This window comes from Winogradskyella luteola (assembly GCF_019203985.1).
Lineage (GTDB): Bacteria > Bacteroidota > Bacteroidia > Flavobacteriales > Flavobacteriaceae > Winogradskyella > Winogradskyella luteola.
On record NZ_JAGSPD010000002.1, the window covers coordinates 144,841 to 163,974 of the forward strand.

Sequence of the window (19,134 nt, forward strand, 5' to 3'; positions counted from 1 at the left end):
TTATTATCCTCTAGCATTTCAACTAATATTAAATGCATATAAGTTAAAGCAACTAGAGTCTAGAAATTATATTTAGGAAAATAAAAAAAATCAAATTATGAGTAACGACAATATAAATAACAATGTCATTTTTGAGTATCACGATGTAACCGCAAGTGATACTTTAGAAAAGTATACAAAAGATAAACTGCAAACCCTATTTACACGATTCGATTTTGTAATTAGGGCCGATGTGTTTTTTAAAACCGAAAACACAACATCTGATGACACAGGAATGAAATGTGGCATTAGACTAAGCGCACCAGGACCTCGCCTATTTGCTGAGTCGTCCCACAATACGTTTCAAAATGCCGTTGATGAATCGATCAACGAATTAACAAGACAGCTACAGAAACGAAAAGAAACCATGAAATCTTATTAATTAAAATTATGGCTACAAATACAAAACACAACCTTATTAATTGCTATTATGCTGGCGGTTCGGAATTCGGCGATCAGTTAGAGGCATTTTTAGAAGCATCAGACAAGAACACTTTGCCCATTGATATTACCAAATCCATGCCGTCCGATACCCAATGGCACGATATGGCAAAACGATTGGGAGTAAGTCTTAAGAGCTTTTTAAATACCGAACGGGTTGACGAATTTTATGAAAAAGATTCTTATTCTGAAGAAAGCTTAGTAAAGATTATAAACAAAAACCCTAAAGCCTTTATCGGAGCCATTGTAATGGAGGGCGATAGAATTGCCCACATAACAAGATATACTGAACTTTTAGAGTTTTATGATGTAGATTCTGCTGGTTTAGAAAAAACGTTTCACCATCAAGAGGCAACAACTAAGTCACAAACCAAAGATGATGATTTTGTTTAATACTGAACAAGATTTAATAGTACTGATCAAAGCACAACATTTATAGTTGTGCTTTTTTGTATTGTATGAGTTGAATGATTAACAAGCTAACTTTAAGTAACCCATTTCCATACGTAATATACCATAATATGATATCAGCAGAACTTAGCTTATTAAAACAAAACAGAAGGCACAACAAATTGCCGTACCTTCTTTTCACTAACTATTGACTCAATCAATCAAATCAAAGTCTTTATATCAATTATCTTTTTTATAGTTTACCATCCAGCTAACATTGTATTGATCCGAACATCTACCGTAGCAGGCATTCCAAGGCATATCCTGAAATGGTGTATGTACAGTACCTCCTTCACTCAGTTTAGAAAAAACTTCTTGGGCTTTTTCCTTAGATTCCAAATCAACACTGATATTAATATTAGTTCCGTTGGTCAATGGTGTATCTGGTGAAGCGTCGTATGCTAAAAGGTGCATACCATTACCTTTTAATTCTGCATGCTGTAATTTATTGCGGTAGTGTTCTGGAATATCAACATTCGCATTTTCATAGGTCTGCTCATTTATTATTGAACCACCTAATATAGATTTATAAAATTGAAGTGCATTTTTGCATTCACCTTTAAAGGCTAAATAAGGCTGAACTTTCATAAAATATATGTTTTTTAATTAATTATTTCACAAAGCTAAAGGACGTAGAGGACTACTTTTAACTCTAAAAATTAAATTATTAAAACAAATGAAATCTACATCCCACGTTTCCTCAAATCTTTTTCAACAGTGTTCATAACCCATTTGGTCAGTTTTCTAGATACTTTACCAATAACCAGACCACGGGATAACCACCAAAAAAATCCTGAAAATTTTGAGTTCAGCTCTGCTTTTAAAATGGCTTTTACTCTATTTTTAATTGGTTTTTCGAATTTTTTAAAGGCTTTGGCATCAAACTTTGGGAACTCTTGTATAGGGTAACGTGTTGGGTTTGGGTCGTCATTGGGATCTAACTTACTGACATCTGGTATAATGGGCATATAGGTTTTTCCATCCACTACCCTACTGAATGCCTCAACGGCTGCATCGTCCACACCATAAAACAAATTATCCTTATCCTTCGGATTGCACTCCGCAAAGAACACTCCTCTTAAAAAGTTTCTGGCATTTTTACGGCCTAAGAAGAAATCGTGCTTTCTAAATTCTATGTCCAAAAATCCCCCAAATCCCCCAATGCCTCCTGTCGCCAATGGTGGATGATCCACTTCTTCATCAACCTGACCTAATTTTAGTTTCCTCGGAAAGGCCATAATTTTGAATACCCCAGAACCAAAAGTATCACTTTGTTTGTTCCTAGCTTGATTTAATATCGTTGGCACCAAATTGCCCACAATATCCATAATACTGGTTTTTTCATAATCCGGTGTCGGATTAATGATTTCATCTTCAAAATTTGGAAATGGGTCTATAAGTATGGTTCCATATTTTGGATTGTTAACGTCTTCTGGACCATGATTGTCCTCTAAACAACGTAAAACTTCATCGAAAGGTTCGTTATTTATCGTTCCTCCATCTACGGCAGTAAACTGAAAACTATTGCCCAAGTCCTTATCGAACTCTAAATCCATATGTGCAGTAAAAGCTTTTCGTTTCTTTAAGTTGTTTTGCACATAGTCCATAGGAAATTCAGTATCAAAATAACGAGGAGCCAATCCCACAGGAAACGCTCCTGTAGCTTTAGTCACTTTAATTAAGAAATCTCTATTGGATGCACCATCTAAAGTTGGGGACAATGGCCTAAAAGGCAAGTACTCTCCTTTATCTTTTGTTTCATCATAGCTGACCTTAAAATGTGCAACAATATCGTGATTGCTAATACGATGACCAGGAGTAGAATCGAGAAACTTAGATTGAATTCGACTTAACTTAACCTTATAGTCCAATGGTCTTAAACTTGTTACGGTCAGTAATATTCGTAAATCCTTAGAGATGTAACTCGGAAAATTATCTATACTGGCACTATCTGGTAGTTGTTCAAAAACCTTTTCGGCGATATTGTCAATGGGTTTAGAATTGAGTAATGACGGAGCTCCTTTTTTGTCATCGAGATCAGAATTAGACAACATCTTCTTAAAAGTGGTTTCACCGCTGTTGCTCCCATTATAAAGACTATCATCGTCGTCTAAAAACACCCAGCTGTCATAAAGGATGTTTCCGGTTTTAGTGTGGGCAACTTCAGTAACTGGCTTAAGATTACCATCGGTAAGTGCCAAAGCGGTAATCATACTTACCATGCCTCCTGCAGAAGCTCCACCAATAGCATCAATGATGACGTTATGGTTCGGAATGCTATGATTTGAGTTTTCCTGCTTTGCCTTTTCCCATTTCGATAAAGCTTCAAGAATGTAATCCATAAACCCAGCTGTGTAGGCTCCGGCAGAAACAGCTCCCGCCATAGTTAACCCAAGGTGAAATGTGTTTTTTGTGTCACTCATAATATAATAAAAATTGATTACCCCAATACCATTATTTTGAATATCGGAATGTATCAGTCAACAAAAATCAATAACAAGGAATTATTAAGGGATAGCTAAAGGTAAAATTTTTATGAAATATATAAGCATAAAAAAACCTTGAATAAAACATATCCAAGGCTTTGTGATTATTATGTCTGTAAATCTATTTAGCAGGTTCAGACAATACAATATCTTTATGGGCTATAAGAATGCCGTTTTCTTTTTTCGTTTTTAGAATTCTATCCGTTTGATTTTTTTTCGCCAAACGTTTTCTGCAACGCTTAGTCAACAACGGGTCATCATCAAATACAAAAGAATATAATTCATATTCTTGCATAGCAGGTGCTTTAATCAAAGGAAATATTTGTTGCAATTGATTATAACGCCTATCGTTACCTGGCACAAATGTATGAATGGTATATCTCCCTTCAGCATCCGTCTTAACCCAACTTCTATGTAACACATAGCGTTCGTCTCCTGCTCGCCTCAAATCGAAATCTCCGTCTTCATCTGCTTGTTCTATATAAATGATAACATCCTTAGCAGGAGTTATACCATCACTTTGATAAACAATACCTGTTAATTTTAACTTGTTGGTCTTAGATCTGTATTCTGGAATAGTGTCTGTATGGCTAATTAGAGCCTCATCTCTATCGTGTATAGGACTGTTCTGGGCAGAAACTGGGTTAATCGCACTGTAAAAACATATTAAACAGAAAGCTATAATAAGATTTTTCATGAGCTTAAAAGATTTGGATTCCGTCAAATTTCTTCTAAAAAATCCCATAATCCTTAAAAATCTCATAAAGTCCTGATTTTTACGACTAAACGAAAAGAGTAACCAAATTCTTCGACGAATAACTTAACCATTTACATCAAAATATTTAGTAATGTTGAAGATTACATAATTAAGCACAATACATGTTCTATTCGATTTTTCACGAAAGAACAATCATTTTTCTCAATCCAGAAATTCATTTTTAGGACAAATTTTCATCTAAATTTTGTTAAAATTTCCATTAAAAAATGCAAAAATAGCAAGATGTATTTCGTCGATTAAATACGCATTTAATCCAGTAATTACGCAGTTTGTCTAATTTTTTAGCACTTAAAGTGTTAAAATTTTTTAAAGAAAAATGCTAAAATTTTGTTGTTTTTCATATAAAATTATATAGATTTGTCTTCATTAGACCAAATCTAAAACCAAAAACATGAAAACTAAACTTACTTTATTTGGCGCAATTTTTTTCATAATGATGAGCATGGGGCATGCTCAAGAAACAAAAATTGTAAAAAAGAAAAAGAACCACTCTGAAAGTATTATTACAGGTAAGGTAAACATCTCTAAATATCATAGCCGCGATCAATTAGATGCTATGACTAAAGGGAAACTATTAGATCTTTATATAGAACGTATTGAGGTTATAGTTAATATTCTTCCAAACATTGCTTTTGCAACTAAGCCAGGCATTACGATGGAGAACCTGGGGATTCCTGAAACAAAGGAAAATAAAAAGGCTTTAGAAGCTAATAAAGAAGCTTCAGGGGAATACTTTGATAGTACCGTTGAGTTTCAGACAAAAATATTACCGTATTCTGATACCAACGATCTTATAGCAGCAATCTTATTCTACGAAGCGACATTAAAATCATTACACACTTACAACGATTTTAAAGAGGATTAGTATAGACTTGTGAGCATATATATTTAGTTATCCATGCATTTGGTTAACCCTAAATAGTACTGCCTAAAGTTAAGCATTTGATTTACAGTACATTAATTACACCTGCAAAATTTGGGCTAAAAAATATTTATTTTGTAGGAAAAATAATTTTTATTGTAATAAATTATGTATTTCGTCGATATTTTTTGTGTTTCATAGGTTGAATCCCTATGTTTGATACTCATAGACCTAACTATTTTTTAACCTGAAATAATTGAATTAACTACTATGAAAAATCTTATTCAAACCGCTCTTATAATCTTGTTGGTGCTAAGCAATTGCTTTGCTCAACAAGAAAAAGGAATAATTGGTTACGACAATTGGTTAAATACCTGGACAGAATTTAAACCAAGTACTACCGAGTACGGTGAACCCACGCAAATTTTAAGTGGCAATATCTCTAAGGATACCAGATTACTAAAAAGAGATGTCTATCTTCTATTAGGTGATGTCTTTATTACAAATAATGCAACACTTACCATAGAGCCTGGCACAGTAATTATGGGCGACTTTAAAACTAAAGGGTCGCTTACAATTAGCAATGGTTCTAGAATCATTGCAAAAGGAACACAAACCGATCCCATTGTATTTACTTCCAGTAGAGGAAGTAAAAAGCAAGGTGATTGGGGCGGACTGTTTATTTTAGGTGATGCACCATTAAATATCTTTGGACAAGTATCTGCATTAAATTACGGATTAAAATCATCGTCCACCGAAAGTATTGCTTATGGTGGCGATAATGTTGAAAATGATTCAGGGATCTTAAGATACCTTCGAATTGAATTTGCTGGCAAAAGAACCAAAGGCTATGGCTACTTCAATGGTCTTACACTGGCCGGTGTAGGTAATAAAACCATAGTTGAAAATGTAATGGTTAGCTACTGCGCAGGTAATTCATTTAACATCTTAGGCGGAACGCCGATTTTAGAACGTGTAATTTCATATAGATCAAGCAGGAATGATTATGAGTTCAATTATGGTACACAGTGCCAGTTGATTAATTCACTTGCTGTAAGATCACCATATATTTCTAGTGCTGATGGCTCACGTTGCCTCGTTGTTAAATCTTATGAAATAAAGGAAGAAGCAGACACGACTAAAAAGCAAACGTTTGTAAATGCAGAGAATTTAACACTGGTAAATATTTCTGAAGATATAAAGTCAGATATAAAGGTGGGCTTAGTCCAAGAAGCTATATACATTGGCGCAGACACTTCTTTTTCAATAAATAAAAGTGTGATTTCTGGTTTTTATCCAGCAGTAATTTTAGATAATGAAATTGTTCTGAATAATGAAAATCTAGAAAAAATACGATTTACAAGAACATATTTTAACAACTGCAAAGGAAATATTTACAGAAGTGGCCACACCAATAACGATGATTTAGAAAGCTGGTACGGAAGTAGAGCATTCGATAATTTATATTCTAGAGGCTCAGATGCCGAAACGTTTATTGATGCTAAAAGTACAAGAAATCCAGATTTTAGATTACAGGTAAATAGAATTATTGCATCTAATGATTTTATAGACGATGATGATGACAATGACGATTAAGTTTAATACACAACAACAAAAAATTTAATTTATTTATTAAAATAGAAATATCCAAAGGCTTATAGATTAAATAATTACAATTCATATAAAATGTTCACCCTAACTAAACCAAAAATAATTCTTATTGGAATTTATCTCATGGCTTTTGCCTTGCAATATCGGGCGAATGCACAGTTGGTTATTGGTGCCCCTAACCTTGGTTTTAGTCAAGCATGCGCAAGTGATTCTTTCAATTCTTATAGTACATCATTTATATTTACACCAGAATCTGCAATAAATGCCACTAATGTTTTCTCTGTAGAATTATCTGATGCTGACGGAGATTTTTTAAACTCAACAATAATATATACATCATCACCTGGTTCGGTAACAAGCTCACCAGCCACGTTGAACTTTTCAATTCCTGAAACTACTGCAGGCGAAAATTATAGAATTCGTATTAAAAGCAGTTCTCCTGCTGCGACCAGTTCGCCATCAGCTGCATTTGCTGCTTACTATAAATTACAGGATTCCCCATTTACAATAAATAATCTGGTATCTACAGGGGCTTATTGTATCGGTGGAAGTTACTTACTTACTATAGATAATCCTGGGACTGGCAATAATGATTCGCCGCTCAATTACCCTTCGCTTACATTCAATTGGTATAGGGAAACTGGCCCAACAACATCAGTATTTGTTGCTGAGGGCACTACTCTATCCGTTAGTGAAGAAGGTACTTTTTTTGTTGAAACAAATTATGGCAGTTGTACATCGAGCTCATTTTCTAATCGTGTTACGATAAGCGAGGCCAGTGCTTCGGGAGAAGCCGATGCTACAATTTTCTCAAGCTTAGGGAATCCCTATTGTCCTGAGCAAGGTTTAACAACGCTTAACACCATTGGCGGTAACAGTTACCAATGGTTTAAGGACGGAAATGAAATACCAGATGCTACCAACCAAATGTATCAAACTGATGAGTCTGGTACATTTTCCGTTATTGTAGATTTAGGTGATTGTTCTGCTTCTGGCTCTATAGAACTGGTAAGCGAGCTTTTTGAAAGTAGCATCAATGTTGGTGAAAACAACAACATGCTCGAAGGTGAGACATTAAACGTCATAGTAACCACAACGGCTATTAATCCAGAATTTAATTGGTTTTACAATGGCCAATTGATGATCGATGTAACTGGTGATACCTTTGATGCCGTCGAATTTGGTGATTACGAAGTTATTATTACAGAAACAACAGGTTGTGAAGGTTCAAGATCTTACCAATTTTCAATTGAACAAGGTATAGATCCTTTTCCAGATGTAGACAAAATTCCAAATGTTATTAGCCCAAATGGGGATTTTACCAATGACACATGGGTTCTACCCTTAAAATACACAATCGGTACCAATACAGAAATTGTAATTCTAAACGAGCAAGGAAAAGTCGTTTTTCAAACTATGGATTATCAAAATAACTGGCCAGAGGACGATTTAAACCTTACTAGCGTCAACCAGCTGTTTTATTACATTATCACTACTTCAGATGGCAAAACCAAAAAAGGATCAATAACCATTATTAAATAAGATGAAAACACTCCTCCTTATCATCATATTTTTATGCTTCTCGATACAGCTTGTCTGGTCGCAGGAAGATGATGGTGTGGTTTCTTTTGATTTACCAATACGAAATTCTCTGGTTTTTAACCGTTTTGCCATAAATCCAACATTCACTTTCGTTAGAGAGCAACAAAAATATATCAGTTTTAATAATAAACGTGAATGGGTACAATTCGATAATGCGCCAGAAACATTTGTGGGTAGTTTTTCTGGACGCTTTTCTGAAAATATTGGGGCTGGTGTGGCTGCTTTTCAACAAAATTATGGAGTCTTAACAACATTTGGCGGTTTACTAAATTTCGCCTACAATGTAAAACTTAGACAAGATAACAACCTTACTTTTGGACTTAATGTTGGTGCTTATAAGAGTGGTGTCAACACCTCTAATGTGGTTACAAATTTTGATGACCCTTCATTACAGAATGTGCCAGAGAACTTTTTATTAACCGTAAACCCAGGGATAAACTACGGAACAAGATTTCTCGATTTTGGTGTATCTATAAACAACCTTGTGCTCTATAATTTTGAAACTTCTGAAATGATTCAAGATGATCCAAGACAAAGTATTCAAGCACACGTTATGCATACAGGTTTTTTTAATGGCCAAGGTTTTTTTGAAAAAACTAAATTTTCAGGATTACTAATGTCTGAGTTTAGAGAAGATGAAACCATTGTTTCTGGATTGGCTTCACTTAATGTACCAAGAGGAATTTGGTTGCAAATTGGTTATAATAGTCGGTTTGGTGTTTCAGGTGGATTAGGATTAAACATCACAAAAAATATTGCTTTAGAATATAATGTAGAAAAGGCTATAGGAGAAATGGTTGAGTTTGGACCATCTCACGAAATCACATTGGCATACCGATTTATCACTAGAAAAAAATATGACTATAGCGGAGACGAAAAAGTAAGTGGACTGTTCACAAAAAAAAGAAAAAAGCCTATTGTTAAAGCTTCAGATGAAGAACTTGCTGGTATAAGGGAACGTGCCGCAGAACGAAGAGCTCAAGCAGAGTTAGATAAAGAAGCAGCGCTTAAAGCTCAAAAAGAGGCAGAAGCCAATGCACTTGCCGAGGCAAAAGAAAAAGCACAACAAGAAGCCGAAGCTAAAGTCAAACAATTGGCTGAAGAACGCGCTAGAAAAGAAGCGGAAGCTGAGGCAAAACTCATAGCCGAGCAAGAAGCTAAGGAAAAAGCGGAAGCGGAAGCAAAAGAAAAAGCAGCGAACAGAGCTAGATTACTGGCTGAGAAAAAAGCAAAAGACGAAGCAGAAGCTGAAGCGAAACGATTAGCTGAACAGAAGGCTAAACAAGAAGCCGAAGCAAAGGCTAAGGCTTTAGCAGAGAAGTTAGCAAAAGAAGAGGCTGTAGCAAAAGCCCAGTTACTTGCCAATCAAAAAGCTAAGGAAGAAGCTGCAGTACGCGCAATACAATTGGCAGAACAAAAAGCCAAGGAAGAGGCTGAGGCAAAGGCTTTAGCAGAAGAACAAGCACGAGAAGCTGCCAAAGAAAAAGCAAAATTACTTGCAGAGCAAAAGGTTAAAGATGAAGCCGAAGCTAAAGCTAAGGAATTAGCTGAACAAAAAGCACGTGAGGAAGCTGAAGCTAGACAATTGGCAGAAAAACAAGCGCAAGATGCAGCAGCGGAAAACGCAAGACTACTCGCCGAACAAAAGGCAAAAGATGATGCTAAAGCAAAAGAAGAACTGATAGAAAACCCTAAAGATGAATTAGGGAAGACGATGCTAGAACTTACTAAAGAAGCGGATAGCACAGAAACTAAACAAAAAGAATTACTGAAAGAGTTCGATGATATCGTAGAAATTAAGAATAAAGATCTTAAAGACTTAAAAGAAGAAAATGATCTTAGCGAACAAGGTGTTAAGGTTCAGCCTAGACCATTTAAGAGTGTAACGGCAGAAAACAATAAGTTAAATGCCATAAAAGCTGATTTAGATGATATTATTGAAGAAAGAAGTGAAAAAATAGATGAGCTTAAATCATTGTACGAACAACGAACCAGGATCAAAACGACAGAACTTGATGAAGTTAACCTTTTCTACAAGAAAAAAATTAAGCGTCTTACAGAAGAACAGGTTAAGAGTATTAAAGTAAAAGAAGATCTCGAAGTTAAGCTAGAAGCCATTAGGGTTGCCACAGAATTCGAAAAAAGAAGGCGCATTAAGCGTGCTGCTTACAATAACGAAGATGATAGATACGCTCAAGATAGAGCTATGTTGCAAAATATAAAACGTACCACAAGACCTGCAGATACTCCATATACATCAGAAGATTTTGATTTCGGAGAAAAGCAAAATGATAATATTAAAATCTTAAAGAATGTAAAGAATGCCGAAAGTGGGTACTATCTAATTATTGCAGTACATAGTGATATTAAGAAACGAAATGATTTTGTGACCAAAGTAGTAGCTTCTGGACGTGTAGATGTAGATTTTTTCTACGATGTTAATACCAGTAAGTACTATATATACTATAACAAATTTGACAGTATTAATGCTGCAAATAAGATTATGGAAACTAAAGGAGACAAACCTTATAACGTAAACATGACCCTCGTGAAAATAGAAAATTAAAATAAGTTAAGCCGTTCTTCACTATGTCATTGCCCCACAAGACATAGTGCGGAAGTAAATCAAAACATCATGAAAAAACCTACTTTTTCAAGAGTTCTAACTATTGCATTGATGATATGTATTGGTCTAGTATCATCTGCGCAAAATTATGTACCATTCACTCCAAGATTCAATCAGGATCTAAAAGGAGATATTGTGTTAATAGGTAATAACATTCTTGGCCCAGATAACAATGCCTTTAACGACGGAACCGTTTACAATCATAATGTCAATATGCAATATATTGATATTGATGCAGATCCTACCACATTCAGTTCTTCTAGCGCTGATTTAGAAATTTCCAACCCAAATTGCTACCGAATTATTTATGCAGGCTTATATTGGGGAGCCGTAAATCCCGGAGACGAACCTATTACTGAAGTAAAGTTAAGAGGTCCATCTGGTGGCTATAATGATATTACTGGAACCATAATATACGATGCAGATGGTACTACAGTAGATGGTGGCGATAGTTTTTCTTATGCTTGCTTTGCCGATGTAACAAATATTGTGACGAGTTTTGGTTCTGGTGCAGATCTAGGAACTTACACAGTCGCAAATGTATCTTCTGGTTTAGGGGAAACAGCAAATTTCGATCCTTATAATGGTACAGGGCAATCTGCAGGATGGTCTCTTTTTATTGTATATGAAGACCCTACACTTCCCGGAAAGTCTATAACAAGTTTTGATGGTTTTAGTGCTATTAGTGTTCCTGGTAACAATCCAAATTTAGATATTCCTGTTGATGGTTTTAGAACTGTTCCCGCTCCTGCTCCTGTTAGAGCAAATTTTGCTTTTGCAACACTTGAGGGAGACAGTCCTATTTTGGGAGATCGCCTAAGGTTAAATGGTGTAAGCTTATCCACTACAGATCGACCTGTTGCTAACTTTTTTAATAGTTCGGTTACACGCCTAGATGCCACTCCTGTTAATAACAGAGTCCCCAACAGTACTAATACTTTAGGGTTTGATACAGGTACTATTACAATCCCCAACCCAGGAAATTCGGTTATTGCCAATGATGCTACATCTGGCACCATTAGATTAGAAACCAGTGGTGACACTTACTTCCCCTATTTCTTTGCTTTTGCTGTGGAAATTATAGAACCAAATATTGTACTTACCAAAATTGTAGAGGATGATTTGGGAAATAATATAGGAGGTGAGACTGTAGATTTAGGAGCTGCGTTAAACTATGTAATTGGTTTTCAGAATACAGGAAATGATAATGCTACCAGTTTTCAAATAAGAGATATTTTACCAATAAACATAATTTTTGATTACCCTTCGGATCTAATATTACCTCCCGGAGTTACAGTAAATAGTTATGATCCCTTAACTCGCGAGCTTATTTTTGACATCGACAATTCTCTTGTTGAAGAAAATGATCCGGTATACGAAATAAGAATTGAAGTACAAGTCGTTGATACCTGCGGAGAATTAGCAGATGCATGCTCAAATATCATAAATAATCAGGCTTATGCTACTTATAGTGGTTTTTTCAATCCTACATTTCAAATCACTGATGACCCAAGTTTAAATAGTAATACAGGTTGTTTGTTTACTCCACAGGCTACTAACTTTTTAGCTGATTTGGATTGTGAGTTTATTGAGGAAATTATACTCTGTGGCGATACAGTTGAATTAACTGCGGCAGATGGTTACGATTCTTATACTTGGTCAACAAGTCCGACAGGAACACCAGTAATAGGCAACACACAAACCATAACAGTTGATGCTACTGGGACGTATTACTCATTCAACAATGCCATTGCTCCGTGTCAATCTATTGAACAGCAATACCAAGTAGAGCTTTTTGGTGGTGACGTAGAGAATCCTGTGATACCCTATGCTGATGAAGTTGTCACTTGCCCTAATGATGGAAAACTATTGCCAAATATATTTTTATGTGGTGCTAATGATTCAAGACTGATAGAAACGAATATTGCCAATAGCATATCCATTATATGGGAGCAATTGGACGAATCTAGTTGTGCGGCAGTTTCTGACCCAGATTGTGCAAATGAAGATGATACTTGTGTTTGGAATGAAGTTACAACAGGATCTGATTTTTTGGCGGATACCTCTGGCCAATTCAGAATAACTATAAACTATCCGGGCGGATGCTTTAACAGATTCTATTTTAATGTTTACCAAAATCTACTGGTACCAACTGTTGTTGCAACAGATATTATTTGTACAACAAATGGTAGCATTACGGTAAATGATGTGCCATCAGGCTATGAATATAGTATTGATGGTACAAACTACCAAACAAGTAATATATTTACGGTTACAACTCCAGGAACATATTCCGTGTTTGTAAGACAAATTGGCGTACCAACAAATCCGTGTATTTTCTCGGTTCCTGATGTTTTAATTAGAGATAGAGACTTTACAGTAACATCTACGGTTTCGCAGCCTTTGTGTTTTGGTGATAAAGGAAGTATTCAATTGGCAGCAAATGATGTAGATCCGCAATACACATTTACACTTAGCGAAGGTGGAACTTTGGTTAATGCCGTCGGGCCAATTGTAGACAACACTTATATTTTTGAAAATTTAAATACGGGAACATATACTGCAACTGTAGAAACTGAAAATGGATGCTTATATTCTGAAGATATAACTATAGTTGAACCACCATTACTAACTGTCAATGCAGCTTTAACCATACCTTTAAACTGTACTGATGGGGAGATTACTATTTACCCAGAAGGTGGTACTCCACCCTACTTTTATTTTATAAACGGTTCTACAGATTTTCAAACAGTGCCAGAAATCTTGGTTACTGCGCCAGGTACATTTGATATAACCGTTTTAGATTCTAACAACTGTAGCGCAAGTACAACAATTACCGTAGACGATATTCCTGAACCAGAATTTAATATTACCTCAACGGATATTTTATGTGGTGGCACTGGCGATACGGGTACAATTACAATTAACGTAACCAATGCAAACGGAAACACTATTGAATACAGTATTGATGGCGGATCCACATACACCAACTCAAATGTATTTACGGGACTTACAGCAGGAGATTATGATGTGGTTTTACAATATACATTAGGAGCATCAGTTTGTACAACCAATCCCCAAACGGTTACAATTATTGAAAACACTGCTATTTCAGGAACTGCCGAATTATCTGCTCCTTTTACCTGTAATACCAATGGAACGATTACGGTAATTAATGTTATTGGTGGCAATCCACCTTACGAATATAGTATTGATGGTACAACATTTCAGCCAGGTAATACGTTTACTGATTTAACACAAGGTACATATACAATCACTATCAGAGATGACAATGATTGTACTGCTGTCACAAACGAAATTGTTATAGAAGCTTTAAATCCTCCATCAGATTTAGAGTTTACAAGTACAGCGATTACTTGTCCTGCATTGACGAGCGATGTGACAATATCTAATGTAGTTGGAGGCACAGGTACAATAGAATATCAGATTATTGCTCCAGCTTCAGCTGCAACACCATACCAAACATCTAATGTATTTACAGGGTTAGTTCCGGATACCTATACGTTTCAAGTAAGAGATGAAAATGATTGTATTTATAGTGAATCTTATACAATAAACCCAATTCCAACTCCAACAGTAAATGTAGTATTAACAGAAGGATTGGATTGTACGGCAACACCAGATGCCGAATTTACAGGTACCATAACAGGTACTGCACCCTATACCTATGCAGTATCCATTAATGGTGGGGCTTATTCATCATTAGGTGCTACTTCAGCTACGTTTACGTATAATACCTCAACTGCAGGCACATATCAATTTCAAATTACAGATTCAAATGGCTGTACAGCAGAATCATCTGTAATAACTGTTAACCCTATTGCGCCCCCTGCGTTTAGTACCGTTATAGAAAGTCAGCCTATTTTATGTAATGGTGATGCTAATGGGGCAATAGATATAACTATTGACGATACGGTTGGTACTCCTCCATTTACAATAAATGTAACTAACAATACCACAGGTACGGATTATGGTACGCAAACTTCAAGTTTACCCGCAGGAACATATACAATAACTATAACTGATGCCAATTCGTGTTCTACAACGGAAACCATTACAATTTCTCAGCCTGATCCAATTACATTTGATTTAAGCAAAGTAGATATTACATGTAACAACCCTGGAGGTTCTTCATTAGGTTCAATTACTGTTGAAAATGTTTCAGGAGGCACAGTACCATTTACGTATTTCATTTCGAATAATTTTGGCGATGTTATTGTAGGTAATCCTTATAATGCAGTATCAAATGAAGACCATACCTTTAATATTATCAATTTTGGTATATATACAATTAACGTTGTTGATGCTAATGGATGTAGCTTATCGCAGCAAATTACAATAGCGTCTCCTCCATCAGATTTAGATATCAATGTCAATATTGCTGTCCCAGACTGTACTGTAGGTGGTACAGCAGAGGTTACAGCAATATCGGCCGTTGGTAGTGGTAGTTATGAATTCGGAATTTTAGAATTCAACACCATTCCTTATACATCAACATATCTTCCGCCAGATACACCAGGAGGTAATGTAAGAACGTTCACCAATCTTGTACCTGGCGTGATATACACCTTTGTCGTACATGATTTGGTAACAGATTGTTATTACGTAAAGTCTGCTGATGCGGCTATAGATCCTGCTTCGACATTAACATCTATTGTAGATCCAAACAACGTGTCTTGTTTGGGTGCCGATGACGGAAGTGTAACCTTTACTATTAACAACTTCGATAGCACTACTACATCGGTAGATTATGCTATCTATTCCGCATTTGATAACCAATTAGTGGATGGCCCAACCAATTTACCTGTAACTTTTGGAGTTCCAGAAACGGTAACAACACCAAATCCAGGAACACTTCAACCTGGGCAATATTACATTGTATTTACCGAAAATGGTACAGGGTCTTTTAATGGATGTGAATCAGCATCTCAAATTTTCGAGATTTTAGAGTCACCTGTAGCACTAGATTTGACGGTCTCTGTAGATCAAAATGCAAATTGTAATCCAAATTCAGGAGTTATTAGTGCTATTGGTCAAAATGGTACTGCGCCTTATGAATACCAAATTACAACAACTCCTGCAACTCCATTAGTAACTGATGCTGCATGGGATACTGCAAGTATATTCAATGTAGATGCCGGCAGTTATTATATTCATGTCTTAGATGCTTTTGGCTGTATTGTTACAAGCCCAGTTGTGGTAGTGGATTTGGATGACTCACCTGTTATTTCCGCTGTAGTCAACAATCCGTGTGAGATCACTGACGGTAACTACGAAATTGATATTACATTAGACACACCGAGTACTGCACCATATAGTTTTAGTATTGATGGTGGTGCTTTTCAAACACAATTAGTACCATTTACGATTTCAAATCTATTTGCTGGTACGCATACTATTGAGATTCAAGATGCGAATGGTTGTGGAAATTTAATTTCTGTTGATATTAATGCCCCAATAGATGTAATAGCTGATGCTACAGCCCTGCCATCATGTAACAATGACGACGGAGAAATTACAGTAACAGGCTCTGGAGGTTCTGGTTCTTACACCTATAGCATTGCACCAAATCCTGCTTCAATGAGCTTAAGTGGAACTGTATTTTCAGGAGTACCATCAGGAATTTATACAGTTACAATTACCGATACCGTAACATCCTGTACAGCAGATGTTACTATATCTGTACCGGAAGCAACACTTCCATTATTTACATTATCATCAACATTAGTAACATGCTTTGGTGACAACACAGGTGCTTTCGATATTAATATAACAAATTATACGGGATCTTATACTTATGAAGTGTTTGATAATTTGGGAGCGTCAGTAACTGGTATTGTCAATGCCAATACATCTACAAACCCATTAACTGTAACAGGTATGGAAGCTGGTACATTCTCAGTTTTAATTACTGAAACTGAATTTCCATTTTGTTCAAATACATCAAACATTATAATTTCTTCACCTCAAGAAGCATTGACACTAATCTTATCTGAAACGTCTAATGTGACTTGCGATAATAGCCAAGGAACAATCACTGCTATTGCCGAAGGCGGTTGGGGAGGTTATGAATTTGAATTAACTGGAGATGCTACAGCGGCCTATTCTACAAATAACACTTTTACAGATTTGTCTGCAGGAACTTATACAGTCAACGTAAGAGATACTGAAGGTTGTATTACTTCAGAAACGATAACCTTAGATGAGCCTAATCCAATTACCGCGACATTTACACCAAGCACAACTGTGTTAGCGTGTTTTGGAGATCAAGATGCAACTATTACTGTTAATATGGTTTCAGGTGGACAAGGTTCTAACTATGTATATACATTAAATACGATTGCCCCAGTGGTAAGCTCATCTGGCCCTCAACTATCTAATGTGTTTAACGATTTAGGTGCAGGAACATACTCTGTTACAATAACTGATGGATTTGATTGTGAAATGACGTCGTTGGATATAGTGATTGCCAATCCTACTCCACTTGATGTTAATTTAGTAAGAGCTACAACGCAAACCTGTTTAACGGAATCTACATTAACACTTAGCGCCTCTGGCGGAACAGGACCTTATGAATACAGTGACTCAAGTACATTTGCAAGTGTTTTAGGAAATTTTGCATCATCCATAACATTTTCAGTTCCAGAAGGAACATATACATATTACGTCAGAGATGCCAATGGCTGTATTTCTAATGCATCAAACGATATTGCTGTCGATCCACTGCCTGAGTTAGTAATTAATTTAGAATCTACCAGTCCGACTATTAATTGTGCCGGTGACAATACAGGGGTAATCTTAGCTACGGCACAAGGTGGATTGGGGAATTATAATTATACCCTACAAGATGGTTCGGGAACTACAATTCCTGCAACTCAAAATACTCCTGGCTACTTTACTGAGCTTCTAGCTGGTACTTATATTGTTATGGTAGAAAGTGGCGATTGTGATACAGCTTCTGCACCAATAACAATTACGGAACCAATAGCACCATTAGATGCAACCATAGCAGTAAGTGATGTGACTTGTGCTGGAAATGAGAATGGCTCTGTTGAAATTACAGCTACTGGCGGAACAGGTATTGTTAAGTATGCGATTTCCCCACAGTTGAATCAGTTTTTTGAGACTAACATATTTGAAGACTTAGCACCTGGTGATTATGATCTTATTGTACAAGATGAACTGGGTTGCTATCTAACATTCAACTTTACTATACTAGATCAAGAACCTGTTATTTTAACAATTGTACCAGATTCATTCTTCCCAGAACTATGCGAGAATGACGGTAATGGTGAATTTAGTATTGATATTTCAGGAGGTAACTTGCCCTATAGCGTGAGTCTAGATAGTTACGATGGTCCATATACTACTGGTGGCGCTAATCAAACTGTATTCGATTTTACAAACCTTGAGGGTGGTGACCATATTGTATATGTTAGAGATGCTGAAGATTGTGAGTCTGAATGGAATATTACGTTCCCAGAACCTGTGGTAATAAATCCAGAGGTTGAAATCGAATATATCTGCGAAAACAACTCGCAAACTAATATTGTTACGGTAACTATCGATGAGTCCAACACAGATTTATCACAGTTTGATTATTCATTAGATGGCAGTGCGTATCAACTTAGTAACGTATTTGAAAACGTACCTGTAGGCACAGGCCATTATATAGATGTTAGACATACCAATGGTTGTATTCAGCGAACAGAATTATTCGACATTGATGGCTATGAACCAATAACCCTAACACTTACTGAAGGAGACCTTAATGAAATTATAGCTAATGCTTCTGGTGGTACCGGCGTATATGAATTCACTATGAATGGCGAAAACTATGGCAATGTAAGCAACTATATCATTACAGAAACCGGATTGTATGTAGTAACCGTAACCGATAGTGCTGGTTGTATTGCCGAAGCACAGATAGAGCTAGAGTTTGTTGGCCCATGTATACCAAATTGGTTTACACCAAATGGTGATGGTGAATACGATACTTGGGCACCTGGTTGTGTAGAAAATTACCCTAACCTCACCTTCGATATTTTTGATCGCTACGGACGTAAAGTGGCTACATACCGTGTTGGAGAAGTTTGGGATGGCAGATATAACGGCCAAGAATTGCCAACAGGTGACTATTGGTTTGTTGTAAAGACCAATGATTCAAATTATAACAAAGAGTTTGTCGGACATTTTACACTATACAGATAGCCCAAAT

10 protein-coding genes are annotated in these 19,134 nt (G+C 36.2%); 7 read left to right on the forward strand and 3 right to left on the reverse strand.

The window, feature by feature from the left end; all coding sequences use genetic code 11:
* Positions 1–97 precede the first annotated feature (97 nt).
* Together hpf and KCG49_RS02820 are read left to right on the forward strand one after the other, a co-directional pair.
* Positions 98–421: a ribosome hibernation-promoting factor, HPF/YfiA family gene (gene hpf, locus KCG49_RS02815; protein WP_218544668.1), complete on the forward strand. Its 324-nt coding sequence runs from the start codon at positions 98–100 to the stop codon at positions 419–421.
* A gap of 8 nt (positions 422–429) precedes the next feature.
* Positions 430–873, forward strand: a complete 444-nt coding sequence (locus KCG49_RS02820; protein ID WP_218544669.1) for a hypothetical protein — start codon at positions 430–432, stop codon at positions 871–873.
* 237 nt (positions 874–1,110) lie between these two features.
* Here KCG49_RS02820 and KCG49_RS02825 read toward each other — a convergent pair whose 3' ends face one another.
* From KCG49_RS02825 to KCG49_RS02835, 3 genes are all read right to left on the reverse strand, one after another.
* Positions 1,111–1,518 (reverse strand): VOC family protein, encoded by a 408-nt coding sequence (locus KCG49_RS02825; RefSeq protein ID WP_218544670.1) that lies wholly within the window; start codon positions 1,516–1,518, stop codon positions 1,111–1,113.
* Between the two features lie 95 nt (positions 1,519–1,613).
* On the reverse strand, positions 1,614–3,353 hold the full coding sequence (locus tag KCG49_RS02830) for a patatin-like phospholipase family protein (RefSeq protein ID WP_218544671.1): 1,740 nt from the start codon (positions 3,351–3,353) through the stop codon (positions 1,614–1,616).
* Between the two features lie 184 nt (positions 3,354–3,537).
* Entirely contained in the window at positions 3,538–4,113 is a 576-nt protein-coding gene (locus tag KCG49_RS02835; protein ID WP_218544672.1) for a hypothetical protein, read from the reverse strand.
* Between the two features lie 472 nt (positions 4,114–4,585).
* Here KCG49_RS02835 and KCG49_RS02840 point away from each other — a divergent pair, with 472 nt between their 5' ends.
* The 5 genes from KCG49_RS02840 to KCG49_RS02860 all read left to right on the forward strand — a co-directional run bounded on the left by KCG49_RS02840 (position 4,586) and on the right by KCG49_RS02860 (position 19,127).
* On the forward strand, positions 4,586–5,059 hold the full coding sequence (locus tag KCG49_RS02840) for a hypothetical protein (RefSeq protein ID WP_218544673.1): 474 nt from the start codon (positions 4,586–4,588) through the stop codon (positions 5,057–5,059).
* A gap of 267 nt (positions 5,060–5,326) precedes the next feature.
* Positions 5,327–6,652, forward strand: a complete 1,326-nt coding sequence (locus KCG49_RS02845) for a beta-helix domain-containing protein (RefSeq protein WP_218544674.1) — start codon at positions 5,327–5,329, stop codon at positions 6,650–6,652.
* Positions 6,653–6,742: 90 nt separating this feature from the next.
* Positions 6,743–8,209 (forward strand): T9SS type B sorting domain-containing protein, encoded by a 1,467-nt coding sequence (locus KCG49_RS02850; protein WP_218544675.1) that lies wholly within the window; start codon positions 6,743–6,745, stop codon positions 8,207–8,209.
* Between the two features lies 1 nt (position 8,210).
* Complete coding sequence (locus KCG49_RS02855; protein WP_218544676.1) at positions 8,211–10,835, forward strand: PorP/SprF family type IX secretion system membrane protein; 2,625 nt, start codon at positions 8,211–8,213, stop codon at positions 10,833–10,835.
* A 69-nt stretch (positions 10,836–10,904) separates the two neighbouring features.
* Positions 10,905–19,127, forward strand: a complete 8,223-nt coding sequence (locus KCG49_RS02860; RefSeq protein WP_218544677.1) for a T9SS type B sorting domain-containing protein — start codon at positions 10,905–10,907, stop codon at positions 19,125–19,127.
* The last annotated feature ends 7 nt before the right edge of the window (positions 19,128–19,134 follow it).